Source organism: Thauera sedimentorum (assembly GCF_014489115.1).
Taxonomy (GTDB): domain Bacteria; phylum Pseudomonadota; class Gammaproteobacteria; order Burkholderiales; family Rhodocyclaceae; genus Pseudothauera; species Pseudothauera sedimentorum.
In genome coordinates this window covers 67,906-84,823 of the sequence record NZ_JACTAH010000001.1, presented here as the reverse complement: position 1 = coordinate 84,823, position 16,918 = coordinate 67,906, and the positions used below count along the sequence as shown (strand labels likewise).

The window sequence follows — 16,918 nt, the reverse complement described above, 5'->3', positions numbered from 1 at the left end:
CGCTATGGCCCGCGAAAAGACCACGGATTCGCGCAAGAACAGCCCGAGAGGCAAGGCCTCTAAGGCTGGCAAAGCCGCACAGGTCACCGAAAGCCCGCAGGTTTCGCCGCTCGACGCCGAAGTGCGTCGTACCCGGCTGAAGACCCTGATCACGCTCGGCAAGGAACGCGGCTACCTCACCTACGCCGAGATCAGCGACCATCTGCCGGATGACGTGGCCGATGCCGAGCAGATCGAAGGCATCATCGCCACGTTCAACAACATGAACATCCAGGTCTTCGACGAGGCGCCCGCCACCGAAGACCTGCTGATGTCCGACAACGTGCCTGCCACGGTCGACGCGGACGAGGCGGAAGAAGAGGCCGAACAGGCGCTGTCCTCGGTCGATTCCGAGTTCGGCCGCACCACCGACCCGGTGCGCATGTACATGCGCGAGATGGGCACGGTCGAGTTGCTGACCCGCGAAGGCGAGATCGAGATCGCCAAGCGCATCGAAGACGGCCTCAAGCACATGGTGCTGGCGATCTCCGCCTGCCCGACCACCGTCGCCGAGATGCTCGACATCGCCGACAAGGTCTCGCGCGACGAGATGCGCATAGATGAGTTGATCGATGGCCTGCTCGATCCGAACGGCGGCGGCGAGGAAGCCGACATGTCCGACAGCGGCTCGGACGACGGCGACAGCTCGTCCGACGACGGCGACAGCGACAGTGACAGCGACGACGACGACGACAGCGACGACGACTCCGGCGGCGGCGACAGCGACAGCGCCAACGCGGCCTCCCTGCTCAAGCTCAAGACCGAGGGCCTGCTGCGTTTCGAGGCCATCCGCGGCCACTACGAGAAGATGATGGCCTCGCTGGCCAAGAAGGGTTCGCAGGACAAGACCTACCTGAAGATGCAGCAGGCGATCTCCGACGAGCTGCTCAACATCCGCTTCACCGCCAAGGCGATCGAGAAGCTGTGCGACTCGGTGCGCCACATGGTCGAGCAGGTGCGTGCCCACGAACGCCAGATCCTGCAACTGTGCGTGGACCGTGCCGGCATGCCGCGCACCCACTTCATCAAGGTCTTCCCGGGCAAGGAAACCGACCTCGACTGGCTCAAGGACGAGATCGCCGCCGGCAAGAACTACGCCGAAGGCCTGATGCGCATCCACCCCGCGGTGCTCGAGGAGCAGCAGAAGCTCATCGACCTGCAGGACCGCATCGGCATTCCTCTCAAGGAACTCAAGGACATCAACCGCCAGATGTCCACCGGCGAAGCCAAGATGCGCCGCGCCAAGCGCGAGATGACCGAGGCCAACCTGCGCCTGGTGATCTCCATCGCCAAGAAATACACCAACCGCGGCCTGCAGTTCCTCGACCTGATCCAGGAAGGCAACATCGGCCTGATGAAGGCGGTGGACAAGTTCGAATACCGCCGCGGCTACAAGTTCTCCACCTATGCCACCTGGTGGATCCGCCAGGCCATCACGCGCTCGATCGCCGACCAGGCGCGCACCATCCGCATCCCGGTGCACATGATCGAGACCATCAACAAGATGAACCGCATCAGCCGCCAGATCCTGCAGGAAACCGGCCAGGAGCCGGATCCCGCGACGCTGGCGGAGAAGATGGAGATGCCCGAGGAGAAGATCCGCAAGATCATGAAGATCTCCAAGGAACCGATCTCCATGGAGACGCCGATCGGCGACGACGACGACTCCCACCTGGGCGACTTCATCGAGGACACCGCCACTCTGGCTCCGGCCGAAGCGGCGATGTACTCCAGCCTGCGCGACGCCACCGGCGAGGTACTCGATTCGCTCACCCCGCGCGAAGCCAAAGTCCTGCGTATGCGCTTCGGCATCGAGATGAACACCGACCACACGCTGGAAGAGGTCGGCAAGCAGTTCGACGTCACCCGCGAGCGCATCCGCCAGATCGAAGCCAAGGCCCTGCGCAAGCTGCGCCACCCGAGCCGCTCGGAGCGCCTGCGCAGTTTCCTGGACAGCGACGCCTGAGGCTCCTCTTATCGCACCCGCCCTTGGCGGGCGCGACGGGGGCCTTTAGCTCAATCGGTTAGAGCAGAGGACTCATAATCCTTTGGTTGCGGGTTCGAGTCCCGCAGGGCCCACCAGACACCTCCTTGAACTTAAAGGAAAAAACGGCTGCACCGGCACGAACCGGGCAGCCGTTTTCGTGTTTTGGTCACGAGCCTGCAGTCTGCTCAAAGTCAGTTGCGGGCAGCACCAAAACGCGCCTCCAGCGCATTGAGCAACCTGCCGTGCACACCGCCGAAGCCGCCGTTGCTCATCACCAGTACATGGTCGCCAGGCAGCGCCTCACTCGCCACCGCCGCAACCAGCACATCCAGGTCGTCGTCGCAGCGGGCGCGCTCGCCCAGCGGGGCAAGTGCGTCTTCCGCGCGCCACCCCAGGCCATTGGTGTAGCAATAGACCTGGTCCGCATCAGCAAGACTGCTCGGTAACTGCGCCTTCATTACCCCCAGCTTCATGGTGTTCGACCGCGGCTCCAGTACCGCCAGGATGCGCCCTCCCGGCTGGCGGCGGCGCAGGCCTTCCACGGTCAGGGCGATCGCGGTCGGATGGTGGGCGAAGTCGTCATAGACGGTAACGCCGCCGACCTCGCCACGTACCTCGAGGCGGCGCTTGATGCCCGCAAAGCGCACGAGGCTGGCAATGGCCTGCTCCGGCGGCACGCCGACGTGCCGTGCAGCGGCGATTGCGGCCAGCGTGTTGGCGCGGTTGTGGCGCCCGGCCAGCGGCATGGTCGCGCGGCCCAGTTCGCGCCCCGCCAGGCTGAACACTGCCTCGCCCTCGCCTGCGCCGACCGCGGACGACCAGCCGGCAGCATCCTCGAACCATTCGAGCTCGGACCAGCAACCGCGCTCCAGCACGCGCTTGAGCGCGGGCTCGGCGGCATTGGCGACAATACGTCCGCTACGCGGCATGATGCGTACGAGATGATGGAATTGCGTCTCGATGGCGGCGAGATCGGCGAAGATGTCGGCGTGATCGAACTCCAGATTGTTCAGGATCGCCGTCCTCGGGCGGTAGTGAACAAACTTGGAGCGTTTGTCGCAAAAGGCGGTGTCGTACTCGTCCGCCTCGATGACGAAGAAGGGCGAATCGGTCAGCCTGGCCGAGACGCCGAAGTTCTTCGGCACGCCGCCGACCAGGAAGCCCGGATTGAGCCCGGCATCCTCCAGCATCCACGCCAGCAATGAGGTGGTGGTGGTCTTGCCGTGCGTACCGGCGACTGCCAGCACCCAACGCCCGGCCAGCACATACTCCGACAGCCACTGCGGCCCCGACACATAGGGCAGGCCGCGATCGAGGATTGCTTCCAGCAAGGGGTTGCCGCGCGAAATTGCGTTGCCGACGACAAACATGTCCGGCGCAAGCTCGATCTGCGTGGGATCGTAACCTTCGGTTAGCCCGATGCCTTGCTCGGCCAACTGGGTGCTCATCGGCGGATAGACGTTGGCGTCGCAGCCGGTGACCGTGTGCCCGGCTGCGCGGGCCAGCAGCGCCACGCCGCCCATGAAGGTGCCGCAGATGCCGAGGATGTGAATGTGCATAAAAGCTCCGTGGCCGCCGAAATAGTTCTGTAACCGGCCGGTGTAGAATGGGCGGCATTCTACCCGATGGGGTCACCGCCCCCAGCGACCATGCCCTCCCGTGCAACCCCGTCCAGATCCGACAACCTGCGTCGCGAGATCGCCGCCCTGGCCGCCCGCATGATGGCCGAGGACGGTATCGGCGACTATGGCTTTGCCAAGCGCAAGGCCGCCCGCCAGCTCGGCGCCAGCGAGTCCGAAACCCTGCCGACCAATGCCGAGATCGAAGCGGAGTTGCGCGCCTGGCAGGCGCTATACCAGGATGACGAGCAACTGGAGCGCGTGCGCGAGATGCGCGAGGCTGCGGTGGAGATCATGCGCGAGCTGGAAGACTTCCGGCCCTACCTGACCGGTGGCGTGCTCGATGGAACAGCCGGGCGCTATGCGGAGATCGAGATCGACCTGTTTCCCGAAAGCGCAAAGGAAGTGGAGATCTTCTTCCTCAACGAGGACGTCGCCTACGAGCACCGCAAGCCGCGCCATCCCGGCCCCAACCCGCCGGAGACCGTGCTGGCCTTCGACTGGGGCGACCTGCCGGTTCGCCTGTCCATCTATCCGTCCGGCGCCGAACGGCTCGGCCGCAAACCCCACGAGCGCGCCCGCCTGCCGCAGGTCGAAGCGCTCCTCGCCGCCCCATCCCCGGAGTCCGCCCTGTGAAGCGCCCGCTGCAAGTCGCCCTGATCGTGCTGGTCGCCGTCGCCGCCGCCACCGCCGGCTACCTGACCAACCGCAACACGCAACCGCCCGCCGAGACCGCGGGAGTCAGCCCGGACGCAGGATCGGCACTGCTCGGCCTGACCCTGCCCGATCTCGCCGGCCAGCCACAGGCGCTGTCGCAATGGCAGGGCAAGGTGCTGGTGGTCAATTTCTGGGCCACCTGGTGCCCACCCTGCCGCAAGGAAATTCCCGACTTCGCCGAGGTCAGCCTGAAGCTGAGCGAGGAGCCGGTGCAGTTCGTCGGCCTGTCGATCGATGCGACCAACAAGGTCCAGGCCTTCCAGGACGAACACGCCGTACCCTATCCGCTACTGATCGGCACGCCGCAGACCCTGCAGCTCGCCGCCGATTTCGGCAACCAGGCACAGGCGCTGCCGTTCACGGTGATTCTCGACCGCGACGGGCGCATCGCCCACATCAAGCTGGGCACCTTGAAAGCCGACGAACTCGAAGGCAGAATTCGCGCACTGCTCCCCGCGCAGCGTAGCTGAAGACGTTCGCCGCACTGGACAAAATGCAGCGATTTGCGGCAAACTTGCCGCCATGACGCGCCAAAAACGCAGCCAAAAGAACCAAACACCGCCACCTCCGGCGGCCCGCATACTGGTTCTTCACGGCCCCAACCTTAACCTCCTCGGCACCCGCGAACCGGACGTCTACGGTCGCACCACGCTGGCGGACATCCACACCGCCATGGACGCCCGGGCACGCGCCGAGAACACCGTCGTCGAGTCCTTCCAGAGCAATCACGAAGGCCAACTCATCGACCGGGTCCAGGCTGCGGCAGCCGAAGGCATCGGCTTCATCATCATCAACCCGGCGGGCTACACCCATACCAGCGTCGCCCTGCGCGACGCCCTGGCCGCGGTGTCCATCCCCTATGTCGAGGTGCATCTCTCCAACATCCACGCCCGCGAACCGTTCCGGCATCACTCCTATTTTTCGGATCGCGCGGCCGGTGTCATCTGCGGGCTCGGTGCCTACGGCTACATGGCCGCCCTCGAGTACGCCCTCTCGCGTCTGCGCGAAGCACAACATTAATCATTGCCGACGGCTCCCGCTGGGCGTCGTCCTGTCCGGAGAACAGCATGGATCTGCGCAAGCTGAAGAAACTGATCGACCTCGTCCAGGAATCGGGCATTTCCGAACTCGAAGTCACCGAGGGCGAGGAGAAGGTTCGCATCGCCAAGCATCTGACCGCCACTCCGCAGGCCACCTACGTTACCCAGATGCCTGCCGCTGCGCCGGCAACGGTTGCAGCGACCACAGTCTCGGCATCCGTTGCGGAAGATGCGCTGCCGGAAGGCCACGTGGTCAAGTCGCCGATGGTCGGCACCTTCTATCGCGCCTCCTCGCCGGGCAGCAAGCCCTTCGTCGATGTGGGCCAGAGCGTGAACGAAGGTGATGCGCTGTGCATCATCGAGGCGATGAAGCTGATGAACGAGATCGAGGCCGACGCATCCGGCGTCATCAAGGCCATCCTGGTCGACAACGGCGAACCGGTCGAGTACGGCCAGCCGCTGTTCATCATCGGCTGATCACGCCATGTTTGAGAAAATCCAGATCGCAAACCGCGGTGACCAGCCGCCGGCAGGCGGCGCAGCGGCGCAGCCAAATCGCGCCGTGGCCGCAGGCCACGAGGGCGGCTTCACCGCGGAGACCACCCATGTTTGAAAAGATACTGATCGCGAACCGCGGTGAAATCGCCCTGCGGGTGCTGCGTGCCTGCCGCGAGCTCGGCATCCGCACGGTCGCGGTGCATTCCGAAGCCGACACCGAGGCCAAGTACGTCAAGCTCGCCGACGAGTCGGTGTGCATCGGCCCAGCCCCCTCAGGCCTGAGCTACCTGAACGTGCCGGCGATCATCTCGGCGGCCGAGGTCACCGACGCCGAGGCCATTCACCCCGGCTACGGTTTCCTGTCGGAGAACGCCGACTTCGCCGAGCGCGTGGAGCAATCCGGTTTCGTGTTCATCGGCCCGCGCCCCGATACCATCCGCCTGATGGGCGACAAGGTCTCCGCCAAGGACGCCATGAAGGCTGCCGGCGTGCCCTGCGTGCCTGGTTCCGACGGTGCGCTGCCGGACGATCCGAAAGAGATCGTCAAGATCGCCCGCGCCGTTGGCTACCCGGTGATCATCAAGGCTGCCGGCGGTGGTGGCGGCCGCGGCATGCGCGTGGTGCATACCGAAGCCGCGCTGCTCAACGCGGTGACCACCACCCGCTCGGAGGCCGGCGCTGCCTTCGGCAACCCGGTGGTGTACATGGAGAAGTTCCTGGAAAACCCGCGTCACGTGGAGATCCAGGTACTCGCCGACCAGCACGGCAACGCGGTCTACTTGGGTGAGCGCGACTGCTCCATGCAGCGCCGCCACCAGAAGGTCATCGAAGAAGCGCCCGCGCCCGGCATCGACCGCCGCCTGATCGCCCGCATCGGCGAGCGTTGCGCCGAAGCCTGCCGCAAGATCGGCTACCGCGGGGCCGGCACCTTCGAGTTCCTGTACGAGAACGGCGAGTTCTACTTCATCGAGATGAACACCCGCGTACAGGTCGAGCACCCGGTCAGCGAACTGATCACCGGCGTGGACATCGTCCAGGCGCAGGTGCGCATCGCCGCCGGCGAGAAGCTGTGGTTCAAGCAACGCGACATCGAGTTCCGCGGCCATGCCATCGAATGCCGCATCAATGCCGAGGACCCGTTCAAGTTCACGCCTTCTCCGGGCCGCATCACCAACTGGCACACCCCGGGCGGCCCCGGCGTGCGCGTGGATTCGCACGTCTACAACGGCTACACCGTGCCGCCGCACTACGATTCAATGATCGGCAAGCTGATCACCTACGGTGATACCCGCGAGCAGGCCATCCGCCGGATGCGCATCGCGCTGTCCGAAATGGCGGTCGAAGGCATCAAGACCAATGTCGCGCTGCACCAGGAACTGATGCTCGACGCGCGCTTCATCGAAGGCGGCACCAGCATCCACTACCTGGAGCACAAGCTCGCCGACCGCAACGAAGTGAAGAAGGGCTGAGGGCCGCCGCGCAATGTGGATCTCCGTCACCCTGCAGGCCGAAGCCGACAAGGCCGAAGCGCTGTCCGACGCCCTGATGGAAGCCGGCGCGCTGTCGGTTGGCATCGAGGACGCCGACGCCGGCACCGAGGCGGAGAAGCCCCAATTCGGCGAACCGGGCCATCACCCCACCCGGCTGTGGGACCACAGCCGGGTGGTCGCCCTGTTCGATGCCGAAGCCGATCTCGCCGTGGCGCTCGCCCAGGCGGCGACCGCCGCGGGATTCGCCGCGGTACCGCCCTTCACCGTGGATGAAGTCGCCGAGCAGAACTGGGTGCAACTGACCCAGAGCCAGTTCGAGCCCATCCACATCAGCGATCGCATGTGGATCGTACCCTCCTGGCACGACGCACCCGACCCCGACGCGATCAACATCGAACTCGACCCGGGCATGGCCTTCGGCACCGGCTCGCACCCGACCACGCGGCTGTGCCTGCAGTGGTTGTGCAACGCAGTGCGCGCAGGCGATCGCGTGCTCGACTATGGCTGCGGCTCCGGCATCCTCGGCATCGCCGCCGCCAGGCTGGGCGCGGCCGAGGTGCTCGGCGTGGACATCGACGACAAGGCGCTGCTGGCCGCGCAGGACAATGCCGAACGCAACGGCGTGACGCTGCGCCTGCAGCACTCGCGGGTCGAGCTCGAGGAGCGCTTCGACATCGTCGTCGCCAACATCCTCACCAATCCGCTGTGTGTGCTCGCACCGCTGCTCGCCGCGCGGGTGGCCCCCGGCGGACGACTGGCACTGTCAGGCGTGCTGGAAACACAGGCCGAACAGGTCATCTCGGCCTACGCACCCTTCATCGCGCTGCGCGTAGGCGGCACGCATGAAGGCTGGGTGCGCCTCGAAGGCAGCCTCGGGGAGCGCGACGGGGCATGATGTTCGCCCGCTGCCCGGCCTGCCAGACGGTGTTCCGGGTCCGGCCGGAGCAGCTCAGCGCACGCCACGGCGAAGTCCGCTGCGGCCACTGCTTCAACCCCTTCAACGCGCTGGACCACCTGCTGACCGAGGCCGATGCCCAACAGGCATCCCGCGCCACCGGCTCGCAGCCTGACACGGCGCAGTCCGACGCAAGCACCTCGTCCCCGGCGCACGACACAGCGGAAGCTACGGTCGTACAACAGACCGCAAGCAACGAGTTCCACGACCCGGCGCTGGATTTCGAGATCCCGGAAGTCTGGCGCTCGCCACGCGCCCAGCTGCAAGCCGAGGCCGACAGCCCTCCGCCGGACGAACAGGCCCAAGGTAGTGAACCACCCCCTCGCCTTGCGGACACGCCGGCGGTAATCGACAGCGCTCAGCCCGCGCCGCCAGACGACTTTCACACGGCGGATTTCTCGCTCTCCTTCGCCTCCTCGCTGGCAGAAGCCGGCGCAGGACGCACCGAGCCCGGCAGTGCGAGGGCGGAAGAAGAGCCGGCCGCCATCGCGGAACCCTCGCTTGCGCCGGCGGACAGCTTGCCCGCCGCCGATACCCCCACCGCCGACGACCGCGCAGAGGCAAGCGAGCTACCGCCCGCCTGGCAGGTTTCGGCCGATGCAGACACCACCGAGGAACACTTCGATGCCCGCTACGGCCCCAAGCCCGGCACCGCGCCCGGTCGTCGCTGGCTGTGGAGCCTGGGCGTGGGGGTGATGCTGGGCGCGCTGGCGGTGCAGTCCGCCTATGTCTTCCGCCTGGAGATCACCCGCAGCATGCCGGTGCTGCGCCCGGTCTATCTGGCGGCCTGCGCACAGTTCGGCTGCTCCCTGCCGCTACCGCGCGACGCCGAGCAGATCAGCATCGCCACCTCCGACCTGCAGTCCGATCCACGCTCGCCGGGAAGCTACGTGCTTGACGCCACGGTGCGCAACCGGGCCGGCTACCCGCAGGAATGGCCCCATCTCGAGCTGACCCTGACCGATGCCCAGGACCGCCCGCTGGTACGCCGGGTGCTCGACCCCGGAGAGTGGGCACACGCGGAAACCGCCAAACTGCGGGCCGGGTTCCCGGCCGGACGAGAACAGGTCGTGGAGCTGCGCTTCGATGCCCACGGCCTCCAGGCGGTGGGTTACCGGCTGTACATCTTCTATCCGTAAGCACCGCAACATCATGAGGTGGTAATGCGCGACCGCTAAAAGATCGCCTTTTACCCAGCCCTCGTGCCTCCGTAGAGGCTGCATGGCAGCCGATGCGGCTGTAGGAGCGGGCTTGCCCGCGATGCGGCCTGTGGGGGGAACGAAAGCCGCATCGCGGCCAAGGCCGCTCCTCCAGGGGATGTCGAACAGGGTTTCATCAACGACGCAGCACTACACCAGCAAGGACAGCAAACCGGCATGGAGCCACAGAACACCCCGTCTTCCGAGAGCCCGTTCAAGGGCAAGACCGGCCTGGCGCGCGTATGGAACGCCTTCCGCTACTCGCTCGCCGGCCTGCGCGCGGCGTTCAAGCACGAGGACGCATTCCGCCAGGAGTGCCTGCTGGCCGCGATCCTCATCCCTGCGGCCTTCTTCGTCCCCGCCAACAACATCGGCAAGGCGGTGTTGATCGGCAGCACCCTGCTGGTCCTGGTGGTGGAACTGCTCAACTCGGCCATCGAGGCCACGGTGGACCGCGTATCGCTGGAGCACCACCGCCTGGCCAAGCGCGCCAAGGACATCGGCAGCGCCGCGGTGCTGCTGGCCCTGGTCAACCTCGCACTGATGTGGGCGCTGGTGCTGCTGGGTTGAGCGCAAGGCGCTCGGCGCACAGCGACCGAGACATATCAGGCGGATAGGCGACGGAGCGAGCACCGCGCAAGGCCGCCACCGGCCCGCGCAGTAGATTTACTCACAGATTCTCAACGCGTCACCCGGGTCGTACCACCATCGCGCAGCAGCCGGACGCGCTCCCCGGGGCGGAACTGCTCGCCTTCGTCCTCCTGCACCACCGCCAGGTAGCTGCCGCCCTCCAGCCGCACGGTGATCTCCACGCCCTGCCGGCGGGTCACACCTTCCTCGATCGCCGCACCGGCCAGGCCGCCGGCGACCGCACCGAGGATCGCCCCGGCCGCGGCACCTCGGCCGTGGCCGATCGTGGAGCCGGCGAGACCGCCGACCGCGGCGCCGGCACCGGCGCCGACAGGCGTCTTGGTGCCTTCCAGCAAGACCGGGCGCACCGACTCCACGGTGCCGAACTGTACCGTCATGGTGCGCCGCGCCTCGGTGCGCTGATAAGTACCGCCCCCGAGACCCGAGGCGCAGCCGGCCGCAGCGAGCGCGGCCGCCACCGTCATCACCAGCGCAAACTGCGTCAGGCGTCTGCTTGCTGCCATGCTTCCTCTCCGAAGGCCGCCCGGTAACGGGCGGCGATTTCGTCGCGCGACGGCGCGTGGTTCTGCCCACCGCGGTGCGCGATCTTGATCGAGCCCATCAGCGAGGCTAGCCGGCCACAACGCTGCCAGTCGTAACCGTTTGCAATGCCGTAGAGCAGGCCCGCACGGTAGGCATCGCCGCAGCCGGTGGGGTCGACCACCTCGTCCGGCTTCACGCACGGGATGTCGATGCGCCGGCCGCCGGTGTAGATCTGCGAGCCTTCCGCACCCAAGGTGACGATCAGCGCCTCCACCCGGGTGGCCAGTTCCTCGAGCGCCAGCCCGGTCTTCTCGCGCAGCAGGCGAGCCTCGTAGTCGTTGACCGAACAGTAGCTGGCCAGTTGCAGGCAGTGCAGCAGTTCTTCGCCGGAGAACATCGGCAGACCCTGGCCCGGATCGAAGATGAAGGGGATGCCCGCCTCGGCGAACTGCGCCGCGTGGCCCAGCATGCCGTCGCGCCCGTCCGGGGCGACGATCCCCAGGCGCACCCCGGCGGCGTCGCCCACCTTGTTGAGATGCGAGTGGTTCATCGCACCCGGGTGGAAGGCGGTGATCTGGTTGTCGTCCAGGTCGGTGGTGATGAAAGCCTGAGCGGTGAAGGTGTCCGGCACGCGCCGCACATGGTCCTGGCGCAAGCCCAGGCGCTCCAGGCGGTAGCGGTAGGGGTCGGCGTCGTCGCCCACCGTGGCCATGATCAGCGGATCGTCGCCGAGCAGCTTCAGGTTGTAGGCGATGTTGCCCGCGCAGCCGCCGAACTCGCGCCGCATGTCGGGCACCAGGAAGGCGACGTTGAGGATGTGGATCTGCTCGGGGAGGATGTGGTTCTTGAAACGATCATGGAAGACCATGATCGTGTCGTAGGCGATGGAGCCGCAGACGAGAATGGACATGAGGGCTTACCGGGAGGATGTACGAAACCCCGCATTATCCCGGATAAAGTCGGCTGGACGAGCAAAGACGAACCGTAGGAGCGGCCTTGGCCGCGATGCGACGGTCGTTCCATCGTAGGCTGCGATCGCGGCCAAGGCCGCTCCTACACGGTTCGGGCGCCTGCGATCCGGTCGATGCCCGCCTCACGTGACTCGTGCGCACCGATCACTTCGTCCATCACCGCCAGCAAGCGGCGGACGATGCCGTCCCAGTCCGCGTCCTGCACGCTCGCCCGCGCGTTGCCGGCAAGGCGCCGGCGCAAGGCCGTATCGCCGGCAACGTGTCGTGCCGCGTCGATGAAACCGGCGTCGTCGCCCAGCGGCACCAGCCAGCCGTTTTCGTTGCTGCGCACCCGCTCGGCCGCCGCTGCGTAGTCGAAACCGACCACCGGCAGACCGCTGGCCAGCGCCTCGGTGGTGACGTTGCCGAAGGTCTCGGTCTGGCTGGGGAAAAGGAACAGGTCGGCGGAGGCGTAATGCGCGGCCAGGTCTTCGCCGCTGCGCATGCCCGCGTAGATGAAGTCCGGGCGCTCGGCCTGCAGCGCGGCACGTGCCGGTCCATCGCCGACGAACAGCAGACGGGCGTCGGGGTGGCGCTCACGCAGCGCATCGAAGGCGCGCACCGCCAGCGCCAGGTTCTTCTCCGGCGCCATGCGCCCGACCACCGCGGCCACCAGCGTCTCGTCGGAAGCGCCCCACTCCCTGCGCAAGGTCTCGGATCGGCGTGCCGGGCTGAACAGCCCGGTATCGACGCCGCGCGCCACCACCTCGACCCGGCGCACGCCGCGCGCCATCAACTGGCCGGCCAGTTCCCGGGTGGGCGCCAGACATACCTCGCCATTGTTGTGGAAGCGCCGCAACCAGGCCTCCACCGGCTGCTTGAGCCAGCCCACGCCGTAGTAGCCGCTGTAACTGTGGAAGTTGGTGTGGAACTCGGTGATCACCGGCAGGCGCAGCTTGCGCGCCGCCGCCACCGCAGACCAGCCCAGCGGTCCCTCGGTGACCACCTGCACCACATCCGGACGGCGCAGCGACCACAGCCGCTGCAAGGCGCTGCGCGCCGGCAGGCCCAGCTTGAGGTGGTTGTAGCGCGGGATCGGCAAACCGCGCGACAACACTTCCTCCAACCCGTCCGCGCTGGCGGGCCGGTCGCCCTGCCCCTGGCGCGGGCGAACCAGCTGCACCTGGTGACCCAGGCGCAGCATGCCGTCGACCAGGCGGCCGGTGGTCATCGCCACGCCGTTGACCTCCGGCGGATAGGTTTCGGTGACCACCGCCACGCGCAGCTGGCGTTCGGCGGTTGCAAGATGCTGCATCACGAGCGGCGTATCCATGAGCGCGCATCCTGCGACCGCTACGCGACAGGACGATGACCCGCCGATGACGATCCGGTTACCGCACCCGTCATGGCGCCGTAACCGGCAAGTCACGTTCACGCAACCTGGGCTTTCGAGAATGACGCAAACCCAGGACGGCCGACGCGGCCGTCACCCTCACCCCCGGCCCCTCTCCCGCGGGCGGGAGAGGGGAGATTCGAGAGCCGCTTCGCGGCCTTACATTCAAGAGGACCCGCGCCATGCTGCAGAAAACCCCGCAACTCGCCCGGAAGGCCGGCCGCAACCTGCACGTCGGACTGGCCAACTGCGACACCGAGATCCTCGAAGCGCAGAAACTGCGCTACCGCGTGTTCGCCGAGGAGATGGGCGCCCGCCTGTCCTCACGCACACCGGGCGTCGATCGCGACATCTACGACCCGTTCTGCGAACACCTGATCGTGCGCGACGAGGACGCCGGGCGCATCGTCGGCACCTACCGCATCCTGTCACCGTCGGCCGCTCGGCGGGTGGGCGGCTATTACTCCGAGAACGAATTCGACCTCACCCGCCTGCAGCACCTGCGCAGCCGCATCGTCGAAATCGGGCGCTCGTGCATCGACGCCGACTACCGCAGCGGCGCGGTCATCGCCCTGCTGTGGGGTGGCCTGGCGCGCTACATGCAGGACAACGGCTACGACTACCTGATCGGCTGCGCCTCGGTGAGCATGGCCGACGGCGGCCACACCGCGGCAAGCCTGTACAATCGCCTGCAGGACTCCCATCTCTCGCCGCCGGAGTACCGCGTCTTCCCGCGCTGCCCGCTGCCGCTGGAGCGTCTGCGCGGCGACCTGCCGGCCGAGGCGCCACCGCTGATCAAGGGTTATCTGCGCGCCGGCGCGTGGATCTGCGGCGAGCCGGCATGGGACCCCGACTTCAACACCGCCGACCTGCCGATCCTGATGCCGATGAACAAGGTGGACGGCAAGTACGCCCGGCACTTCATGGGACGCAAGGACTGAACACCACCGCCACCTCCGCCAACGCCACGAGTTCACGCCCGCTGCGCGCCTGGCGCACGCTGCGCACCGCCCTGCATCTGGTGCAGGGCGTGCTGACCATTGCCCTCGTCTTCCCGTTCTGCCGCAAGGACACGCAGCTCACGCTGCGCCAACGCTGGTCGCAGCGCCTGCTCGGCATCCTCGGCATCCGCCTGCAGGTCGAGGGCCCGCCGGTGGCGCCCGGCTGCCTGCTGGTGGCCAACCACATCTCCTGGGTGGACATCTTCGTGATCAACGCACTGGCGCCCTCGGCCTTTGTCTCCAAGGCCGAAGTGCGCGACTGGCCGGTCGCCGGCTGGCTGGCCGCGCGCAGCGACACCGTGTTCCTGCGCCGCGGCAGCCGCGGCCACGCCAAGATCGTCAATGCGGAAATCGCCGCCCTGCTAGACGCCGGGCGCAATGTCGCGGTCTTCCCGGAAGGCACGACCACCGACGGCAGCCACGTGCTGCACTTCCACGCCGCGCTGCTGCAGCCGGCGATCGCGGCGGGACATGCGGTACAGCCGCTGGCGCTGTCGTATCACTTGTTCGACGGCACGCCCACATCCGCACCCGCCTATGTCGGGGATATTTCTTTAGGGGCATGCTTCTCGGCCACCATCGGCGAACGTACCATCATCGCCAGAGTGCAGGCTGCCGCCGCAATCGACACCACGGTGATGACAGATCGCCGCACAGTGGCCAGGGAAACACACGACCACATCGCGCGCGCCATCCGTTCGGAGAAATTACGTCCTCACTCGGGCGAATTTTCTCTCGCGTCCACTCTAGCGGACGAAGAAACCACGCAAGCGTGCAAGCCAAGCCCGCCCTGATGTCGCAGCGTCCGGCTGGCCGGGCTCGGTGCCTGGCGCCCTCAGCGCAGCGCGCACGATCCCGGCATACAGTAGGGCCGCTTCGCCTCGCGCATCACGGGCCGTGACTTCCACTAACACGGACTCGGCCTGTGGGTCCAGCGGCAGCGAGAACACCCAGCCGGAGCCAGCAAGGCGAGGATCATCAAACGCCCGCTGGACATCCTCACGCGGCAGTCCGGTGGCACAACCGTGCAGAACGCCATCCACCCTGATGTCGATCTCCTGCACCGGCCCATCATCGAGCGAAGCGGCCCAGCCACGTAGGAACAACTCTCCACCCGGCCCGAAACGGCGTTCGTCCACCCAACCCCACGGTCCGTAGCGGAAAGCACCCAATACGGTGAGGTCCAGCTCGCCATGGCGGGCGATCACATGCAGATCCTGCTCATGGGCAAGCCCGCGCGGAATGCGGTGGTAAGAGAAACCATCACCGCACGCGACCCGTACCGCATTACGCACGTAGTCTTCGGTAACATAGGTCGTGCCATACGAACTCCCATCCAGATCTGCGTTTTCGCTGAACGGACGGAAGCTGATGCCCTCGACAGGCATCTCCTCGCCAGCCGGCAAGAGACAGGCGTCATGCGCACTGAAGCAGATCGCCCCGCCCTCGGCCACGACATCCTTGAGTCTCGCCAACCAAGCGTGAAACAGGCGATCCGGCAAATGGGAGAACAACGAGGCAACCCATATCAAATCGAAACGGCGTGCGGGCCGAAAGGCCTCTGGCTGATAGGCCGACGGCACGGCCTCCACCCGAAAGCGCTCCTTTACGAAAGCAAGTGCCTCCGGTTGAATCTCGGACGCCCAGATCGTTCCGTCGGCCAGAGTGGGGGCCAAGAAACGCAGCAGGCGGCCGTAACCACAGGCGAAATCCAGCACTGCCGCTTCGGAACGCTGATCCATCCCGAGGAGAGTCCACACCTGCCTGAAAGCGCGATACTGCTGCAACCCCACGTTGAAGTACTGGCTGAAAGCCGCATTCGCATCCTGGTGATGTCGCAATGAATGCAGCAGCATCTGGTCCTCTGGGTGAATGCTGCAGTCAAGCGCTTCCCGCGCCCTTCCGTTCAAGCCGGCATGTTGCGCCACAAGGTCGCGCATATAGGGGTCCGCGCACATCTTGCGCGCCTGTTCAAGCAACTCCGGTGCAATGTCAGGCATGTCGCCTCCTGGGGTCGCTCTGGGTACATATCAGCGTGATCGTCCCTACATTCAATCGGGTTTTCCTCGTTGCGCAGAGAAGACGAAGAAGGGGAAACCCAGATGGCCCTGCCATGGGCCCCAATACATCGCAGCGAAGGCATCAGCGAATCCGGCCTGACGAAGATCGTTCAGGATGTCCCAACCGAAGTTCTGATAACACAGGGAGCCTTCCTTCGAGACCGGGTTACCGTGTATCTCAGGCGGCAGGTGGTGAATCACGCCCTCGCTGCCCAGCGAAGCACGAATGCGCGTCTGCTCGAGGTCGTAAAAAAAGGGAATGCTAAAAACCAACCTTCCACCCGGCGTCAGCACCCGATGGAGCTCAACAAACGCCTTGCGGTAGTCCGGCACATGTTCGAACACATCCTGCGTAATCGCCAGATCAAACTCGCAATCGCTGAACGACAACGCAGTCAGATCCTCATGCCTCACTCGGTGCAGGCGACGCCAGTGCATCAAGACGTCGCCGCTATTGTGCTCTGGTCCCAGATACTCGCTACCAACCAGATTGGGAAACATGGTTCCCAACATCCGGTACGAAGGCGTCGTCTGCTCCGCGACATACGCCCTTTTCGTCCCACGGAGATCAACGCGCTCCTTGAGAAAATCGACCACCGCACGCATCCGGCTATTAAGGCCGCACTCCCCGCAGGTACACGTCTCCGTCCATGCTGGATGTATCGAACTCCCTCCTCCGGTACCGCCGAAACTCCAGTCGATGCGCATGCTCGTCACTTTCCCGCACGCCGAGCAATACGCTGGGAACGTCATAGGATGACGGGAATACAGAATCCTGTCGTCGATCCGGTCGAAAA

The 16,918-nt window shown here is 66.1% G+C and carries 17 protein-coding genes and 1 tRNA gene; 12 read left to right on the top strand and 6 right to left on the bottom strand.

Annotated elements, in window-relative coordinates; all coding sequences use genetic code 11:
• Positions 1 to 4: 4 nt before the first annotated feature.
• Entirely contained in the window at positions 5 to 2,005 is a 2,001-nt protein-coding gene (gene rpoD / locus IAI53_RS00375) for an RNA polymerase sigma factor RpoD (RefSeq protein WP_187716202.1), read from the top strand.
• Positions 2,006 to 2,044: 39 nt separating this feature from the next.
• Positions 2,045 to 2,121, top strand: a tRNA-Ile gene (locus IAI53_RS00370).
• A gap of 96 nt (positions 2,122 to 2,217) precedes the next feature.
• Here the strand turns inward: IAI53_RS00370 and mpl are convergent.
• Positions 2,218 to 3,585 carry a UDP-N-acetylmuramate:L-alanyl-gamma-D-glutamyl-meso-diaminopimelate ligase gene (mpl, locus tag IAI53_RS00365; RefSeq protein ID WP_187716201.1) on the bottom strand — a complete coding sequence of 456 codons (1,368 nt, stop codon included), beginning with the start codon at positions 3,583 to 3,585 and terminating at the stop codon, positions 2,218 to 2,220.
• Between the two features lie 90 nt (positions 3,586 to 3,675).
• Here mpl and IAI53_RS00360 point away from each other — a divergent pair, with 90 nt between their 5' ends.
• The 8 genes from IAI53_RS00360 (at position 3,676) to IAI53_RS00325 (ending at position 10,114) form a co-directional block, all read left to right on the top strand.
• Entirely contained in the window at positions 3,676 to 4,281 is a 606-nt protein-coding gene (locus IAI53_RS00360; protein ID WP_187716200.1) for a hypothetical protein, read from the top strand.
• Positions 4,278 to 4,832, top strand: a complete 555-nt coding sequence (locus tag IAI53_RS00355; protein ID WP_187716199.1) for a TlpA family protein disulfide reductase — start codon at positions 4,278 to 4,280, stop codon at positions 4,830 to 4,832. Before IAI53_RS00360 ends, IAI53_RS00355 begins: the two co-directional genes overlap by 4 nt.
• Positions 4,833 to 4,884: 52 nt before the next feature.
• The gene (gene aroQ / locus IAI53_RS00350) at positions 4,885 to 5,382 is read left to right on the top strand and encodes a type II 3-dehydroquinate dehydratase (RefSeq protein ID WP_187716198.1); all 498 of its coding nucleotides are present in this window, start codon (positions 4,885 to 4,887) and stop codon (positions 5,380 to 5,382) included.
• A gap of 47 nt (positions 5,383 to 5,429) precedes the next feature.
• A complete protein-coding gene (gene accB, locus IAI53_RS00345) occupies positions 5,430 to 5,879 on the top strand; it encodes an acetyl-CoA carboxylase biotin carboxyl carrier protein (protein ID WP_187716197.1) in 450 nt (149 codons plus the stop codon).
• A gap of 128 nt (positions 5,880 to 6,007) precedes the next feature.
• Positions 6,008 to 7,369 (top strand): acetyl-CoA carboxylase biotin carboxylase subunit, encoded by a 1,362-nt coding sequence (gene accC / locus IAI53_RS00340; RefSeq protein ID WP_187716196.1) that lies wholly within the window; start codon positions 6,008 to 6,010, stop codon positions 7,367 to 7,369.
• A gap of 13 nt (positions 7,370 to 7,382) precedes the next feature.
• Entirely contained in the window at positions 7,383 to 8,285 is a 903-nt protein-coding gene (gene prmA / locus IAI53_RS00335; RefSeq protein ID WP_187716195.1) for a 50S ribosomal protein L11 methyltransferase, read from the top strand.
• Positions 8,282 to 9,484 (top strand): DUF3426 domain-containing protein, encoded by a 1,203-nt coding sequence (locus tag IAI53_RS00330; RefSeq protein ID WP_187716194.1) that lies wholly within the window; start codon positions 8,282 to 8,284, stop codon positions 9,482 to 9,484. Before prmA ends, IAI53_RS00330 begins: the two co-directional genes overlap by 4 nt.
• Before the next feature lie 237 nt (positions 9,485 to 9,721).
• Positions 9,722 to 10,114 carry a diacylglycerol kinase gene (locus tag IAI53_RS00325; protein WP_187716193.1) on the top strand — a complete coding sequence of 131 codons (393 nt, stop codon included), beginning with the start codon at positions 9,722 to 9,724 and terminating at the stop codon, positions 10,112 to 10,114.
• A gap of 110 nt (positions 10,115 to 10,224) precedes the next feature.
• Here IAI53_RS00325 and IAI53_RS00320 read toward each other — a convergent pair whose 3' ends face one another.
• From IAI53_RS00320 to IAI53_RS00310, 3 genes are all read right to left on the bottom strand, one after another.
• Complete coding sequence (locus IAI53_RS00320) at positions 10,225 to 10,698, bottom strand: outer membrane lipoprotein (protein WP_187716192.1); 474 nt, start codon at positions 10,696 to 10,698, stop codon at positions 10,225 to 10,227.
• Positions 10,677 to 11,627: a carbohydrate kinase family protein gene (locus IAI53_RS00315; RefSeq protein ID WP_187716191.1), complete on the bottom strand. Its 951-nt coding sequence runs from the start codon at positions 11,625 to 11,627 to the stop codon at positions 10,677 to 10,679. Before IAI53_RS00315 ends, IAI53_RS00320 begins: the two co-directional genes overlap by 22 nt.
• Before the next feature lie 143 nt (positions 11,628 to 11,770).
• The gene (locus tag IAI53_RS00310; RefSeq protein ID WP_187716190.1) at positions 11,771 to 13,000 is read right to left on the bottom strand and encodes a glycosyltransferase family 4 protein; all 1,230 of its coding nucleotides are present in this window, start codon (positions 12,998 to 13,000) and stop codon (positions 11,771 to 11,773) included.
• Between the two features lie 242 nt (positions 13,001 to 13,242).
• Between IAI53_RS00310 and IAI53_RS00305 the strand changes: the two genes are divergently transcribed.
• Both IAI53_RS00305 and IAI53_RS00300 read left to right on the top strand, forming a co-directional pair.
• Positions 13,243 to 14,001, top strand: a complete 759-nt coding sequence (locus IAI53_RS00305) for a GNAT family N-acetyltransferase (protein WP_187716189.1) — start codon at positions 13,243 to 13,245, stop codon at positions 13,999 to 14,001.
• 71 nt (positions 14,002 to 14,072) lie between these two features.
• Positions 14,073 to 14,855 carry a lysophospholipid acyltransferase family protein gene (locus IAI53_RS00300; protein WP_225433209.1) on the top strand — a complete coding sequence of 261 codons (783 nt, stop codon included), beginning with the start codon at positions 14,073 to 14,075 and terminating at the stop codon, positions 14,853 to 14,855.
• Here the strand turns inward: IAI53_RS00300 and IAI53_RS00295 are convergent.
• Positions 14,808 to 16,061, bottom strand: a complete 1,254-nt coding sequence (locus tag IAI53_RS00295; RefSeq protein WP_187716188.1) for a class I SAM-dependent methyltransferase — start codon at positions 16,059 to 16,061, stop codon at positions 14,808 to 14,810. The genes IAI53_RS00300 and IAI53_RS00295 overlap by 48 nt on opposite strands.
• 51 nt (positions 16,062 to 16,112) lie before the next feature.
• Positions 16,113 to 16,829 (bottom strand): class I SAM-dependent methyltransferase, encoded by a 717-nt coding sequence (locus IAI53_RS00290; protein ID WP_187716187.1) that lies wholly within the window; start codon positions 16,827 to 16,829, stop codon positions 16,113 to 16,115.
• Positions 16,830 to 16,918 lie beyond the last annotated feature (89 nt).